Source organism: Streptomyces sp. NPDC006265 (genome assembly GCF_040613555.1).
Taxonomy (GTDB): domain Bacteria; phylum Actinomycetota; class Actinomycetes; order Streptomycetales; family Streptomycetaceae; genus Streptomyces.
In genome coordinates this window covers 1-2089 of record NZ_JBEXSH010001208.1, presented here as the reverse complement: position 1 = coordinate 2089, position 2089 = coordinate 1, and the positions used below count along the sequence as shown (strand labels likewise).

Annotated in this window: 3 protein-coding genes and 1 pseudogene; 2 read left to right on the top strand and 2 right to left on the bottom strand. The window is 70.4% G+C overall.

Annotated features, from left to right (window positions below):
• Positions 1–212 (bottom strand): NAD(P)H-hydrate epimerase (locus tag ABZ281_RS47155; RefSeq protein ID WP_356664754.1); only part of this gene is annotated, 212 nt, incomplete at its 3' end.
• 165 nt (positions 213–377) lie between these two features.
• Between ABZ281_RS47155 and ABZ281_RS47150 the strand changes: the two genes are divergently transcribed.
• On the top strand, positions 378–1532 hold the full coding sequence (locus ABZ281_RS47150) for a hypothetical protein (RefSeq protein WP_356664752.1): 1155 nt from the start codon (positions 378–380) through the stop codon (positions 1530–1532).
• 137 nt (positions 1533–1669) lie between these two features.
• Positions 1670–1942, top strand: coding sequence for a hypothetical protein (locus tag ABZ281_RS47145; protein ID WP_356664750.1), 273 nt, complete (start codon positions 1670–1672; stop codon positions 1940–1942).
• Between the two features lie 4 nt (positions 1943–1946).
• Here ABZ281_RS47145 and ABZ281_RS47140 read toward each other — a convergent pair.
• Positions 1947–2089, bottom strand: a pseudogene (locus ABZ281_RS47140) (holo-ACP synthase); the annotation flags it as partial.

The following is a 2089-nucleotide window of genomic DNA, read 5'->3' as shown; positions in this document are numbered from 1 at the left end:
GCCCGCCGGGCCCCGGCGTACAGGGCGTCACCTCCGTTGTCGCCACTGCCGACCAGCAGCACGACCCTGCTGCCGTACACCCGCCCCAGCAGGTCGGCGCAGGCCGCGGCGAGCCCGGCGGCGGCGCGTTGCATCAGCGCCCCCTCCGGCAGCCGCGCCATCAGCTCACGTTCGGCGTTCCGGACCGTCTCCACGCTGTACGCAGTACGCATGCGGTCGAGTTTCCCGTACCACCACGGGCTCACTCCCCCTCACACGCATCCCCCTCATCCCCCGGCCGTGTCGCATCCATTGACGCTTTGCCGCCCCTTTGCCAGACTCCCGCCGCGCAGAAAGCGCTTGCCAACTCCCCCTCGTTCGACGAAACCGAGGCCCCCATGGGACGCAGAGCCGCATTACTGGCCGCCGCCGGCGCCACCGCCCTCCTCACCGCTACCGGCACCCTGACCGCCCCCGCCACGGCCGCCCCCACGCGCGCACTGGCCTGCGGAGACGGCTCCTACCAGGCCGAGGCCGTGCAGAGCGGCGGCAACTGGACCGCCCGGCGCGGCGGCAGCACGGTCTACACCGGCACCGACATGCGGGCGGCCGTCCAGGCCGCCGTCAACAGCCTCACCTCCGGGCGCACCTCCAAGGAACGGGTCGTGGTCCGCGGCTCGGGTTCGGTCTCGGCGGGCTCCCGTATCTCGCTGCCGAGCTACACCGTCCTCGACGTCTGCGGCACGATCAACGTCACCGGCAGCGGCTCGGGCGACCAGGCACCGGTCTACTCACGCGGCACCCGTGACGTCGAGGTCCAGAACCTCAAGCTCACCGGCACCCCGCTGTACGGCATCTTCCTGCGCAACGTCCAGAACGTGGTGCTGGGCCAGATCGACATGCGCCTGACCCGCGGGCTGGGCGTCCGCATCGACAACCGGGGCGACACCAGCCAGTGGACGCGCAACGTCCGCATCGACAACGTCTACGTCTCCGGCGCGTCGAGCCACGCGGTCGAGACCTACGGCGTCGACGGCATCACCATCGGCACGGTGACGGCCCGTAACGTCGGAGAGTCGGGCCTGCTGCTCAACCAGACCATCAACGCCAAGGTCACCAAGGTGGACGCGGAGAACACCGGCACGGGCACCGGCTACGCCGCCTTCCGCATGGCCAACCGCAACGGCCGGGTCGGCAGCGGCTACCCGACCAACATCCGCGTCGGCGAGGTCGTCGCACGCGGGGGCGGACGCGGCGTGTTCTGCGTCTCGGAGAGCGGCGGGGCGGTCATCGACAAGGTGACGCTGTCCAACACCGGCAACAACTCGGTCTTGATAGAGAACTGCTACAACGTCAGCCTCGCGGCGCAGAGCGGCACGATCACGGGCGGCGGCGAACTGCGCCTGGCGGCCCGCTCGGAGTTCGCCAACAACAAGGACATCACCATCCAGAACCTGACGGTCACCAACTCGGCCATCAGGGAGAGCCCGTGCGGCGAGAACACGACGTTCCGCAACATCACGCGGGTGAATAGCAGCCAGTCGATCTGCTGACCCGGACCCCCATGCTCCGAAACCCCCGCCACCCCACCCGGCGGGGGTTTCGGGGGTCCCGCCCCGCGGACGACGCCCCGGGCGTATGATCGAGCCGTGTTTTGAACTCGTTCAAAAAATGGGGGGATCGACGAGACATGACCAGCTCGACAGCACCCGGCGACACAGACAGCCCCGCCACCGCCCTCGGCCCCACGGCCCTGATCCTCGGCGCCTTCTCGGCGGTGGGCACCTGGGCGTTCCTGATCCCGTGGACGGTGCTGGCCGGCGCCCTCGCGGTGACGTTCGGAACGATGGGCGTCCACTACGCCCGCAAGGGGACGGGCCGACTGTGGCCGGCGGCGGCCGGTACGACCCTGGGCGCGATCGGCCTCATCAGCACGATCACGCTGATCTGGTCCCTGGCCTGACGCCTCACCCCTCCGCGATCACAACCGCCGAGGCGACGCCCGCGTCATGGCTCAGCGACACATGCCAGGACCGCACCCCGAGGTCGGCGGCCCGCGCGGCCACGGTTCCGGTCACCCGCAGCCAGGGCTGCCCACTGTCCCCGACAC

What these genes read in the sequence shown, in the direction of transcription:
- ABZ281_RS47150 (WP_356664752.1), top strand. Translation starts at nt 378, where the DNA reads ATGGGACGCAGAGCCGCATTACTGGCCGCCGCCGGCGCCACCGCCCTC.
- ABZ281_RS47145 (WP_356664750.1), top strand. Translation starts at nt 1,670, where the DNA reads ATGACCAGCTCGACAGCACCCGGCGACACAGACAGCCCCGCCACCGCC.